We start from the raw sequence: 1863 nt of genomic DNA on the forward strand, positions 1-1863 counted from the left end.
CCCCCGCCCGATGCCGCCGCCGGCACCGGTGACCAGCGCCACCTGCCCGTCGAGCAGCCCGCCGATCGGTCCACTGCGGGAGCCCTCATACGGCTCGGCCGCGCCGGACGTGGACGGCTCGGTCGCGCCGGTCGCGCCCGTCACGGCCGGCTCAGCGCGGTGATCCGCGCCGCCTCCGCCGGGTAGTGAGCGGCGAGTTCGGCCCCGTCCCCGTGCTCGTACCCCTCGTAGGTGAAGCCGGGCGCCATCGTGCACCCGAAGAGGGCCCAGGCACCGTCCGCGGCGACCCTCGCGCCCATCCAGGCGCGCGCGGGCACGGTGAACTGGACGTGCTGGCCGCCGAGGACGTCCGGGCCGAGCAGGACCGTACGGGACGTCCCGTCGGGGGAGAGGAGCAGCAGCTCCAGCGGGTCGCCCAGGTAGAAGTGCCAGGTCTCGTCGGACGGGAGGCGGTGCAGGGCGGAGAAGTCGCCGGGCCGGGAGGTCAGGAGGGCCACGATCGCGGTGCCCTCGGGCCGGCCGTCGGGCCGTTCGGGGCCGGCCCAGGTACGGCGGAAGAGGCCGCCCTCCTCGGGGATGGGTTCCAGTCGGTAGTGCGCGACGAGGGCTTCGGGAGTGATGTCGTTGACCACCCGCCGACGTTATACGGCCTCCGGTCGGGGACGGTCCCTGTCGAGGAAGGCCAGTTGCGCCTTCTTCTCCGGCAGGTACACCTCCGGGAGGTCGATCTCGGGCAGCACGACCGGCGGGCCGAGCACGAACCCCTGGCGGAGCAGCCGGGCGATCGCCCGCTCGTTGCGGAGGTCCGGCTCGACCACGACCCGCCGCCGGTCCAGGACATCCAGGACGTACGTGGTGAAGGCGGTCAGCAGGGCCGCGCTGTAGCCGGCCCGCCCGGCGCCCTCGGGGGCCGGGCCGATCAGCAGGTGGACGCCGATGTCGCCCGGCCGCACCTCGTAGCACTCGCCGACCCGGTCCGCGGCCGGTTCGTAGGTCTGGAAGAGCGCGGCCGGAACGTCGTCCAGGACGGCGAGGTACGCGTGGTGCGTGTCGAGCGAGCCGAGATGCCGGTACGTCTCCAGCACCTGCTCCCTGCTGAAGCCGCCCATGCCCCAGAAGCGGGCCCGCTCGGCCGTCACCCACTCGTGCAGCACGTCGAGGTCGGCCTCCGGGTCCACGGGGACAACACGGACGGTGCCGAGCCCTTCGACGTCCTGCCGGTGGACGACCGGCCGGTCACGCGCGACCACGTACGAGGTGCCGGTGGGGTCAGTGGTGCCACTGGTGTCTGCGGTACGGGTGGTCCTAGCGGTGCCTGCAGTACCTACGGTGCCTGTGGTGCCCGTCATCGCGTCGTTGTCCTCCTCCTTCATGGTGAGCAGGTTCCAGTCGGTGACCACGGGGGCGAGTTCTCCCCCGAGCCACAGGGGCAGCTGGTCGCGGTGGTGCGGTGAGCCCGGTACGCCCGAGGCCCCGAACGGGACCACCCAGAGGCTGTCCCTACGCCGTGCCAGGTCCCACACGTAACGGGCGGCCGGGCCCCGCGCGGCCAGGTCGGTGAGACCGGGCACCGCCGAGGTGCACAGCACGCAGTCGTGGTCGCCGGAGAGCCCCGGTTCCCTCCCGTCGTACGCCGAGTCCGGCACCGCCCGCCATGGAGCGAGGCGGTGGGTGTCACCCCAGGTGCCCCGCGGCGGGTCCCCGGCGACCTCCTCCAGGGCCGCCGCGACGATGCCGGCGCGGTCGATGCCGTACAGGCTCTCCGCCTTCAGGAGGTTCTCCAGGGCGTGGGCGACGCGCGGGAGGAGGGCCAGCCAGGGCCGCAGCACCGCCGGGTAGGCGGGGGGTGCGGTGAGCGGGGCC

General features: G+C 73.9%; 2 protein-coding genes. Both read right to left on the minus strand.

Going from position 1 to position 1863, the window contains the following annotated elements; genetic code table 11:
- Positions 1 to 140: 140 nt before the first annotated feature.
- The gene (locus FGF04_RS39025; RefSeq protein ID WP_149516133.1) at positions 141 to 620 is read right to left on the minus strand and encodes a cupin domain-containing protein; all 480 of its coding nucleotides are present in this window, start codon (positions 618 to 620) and stop codon (positions 141 to 143) included.
- A 21-nt stretch (positions 621 to 641) separates the two neighbouring features.
- Positions 642 to 1863 (minus strand): GNAT family N-acetyltransferase (locus FGF04_RS39030; RefSeq protein WP_149516132.1); only part of this gene is annotated, 1222 nt, incomplete at its 5' end.

The organism is Streptomyces apricus (genome assembly GCF_008369065.1).
In the GTDB taxonomy this organism is placed as follows: domain Bacteria; phylum Actinomycetota; class Actinomycetes; order Streptomycetales; family Streptomycetaceae; genus Streptomyces; species Streptomyces apricus.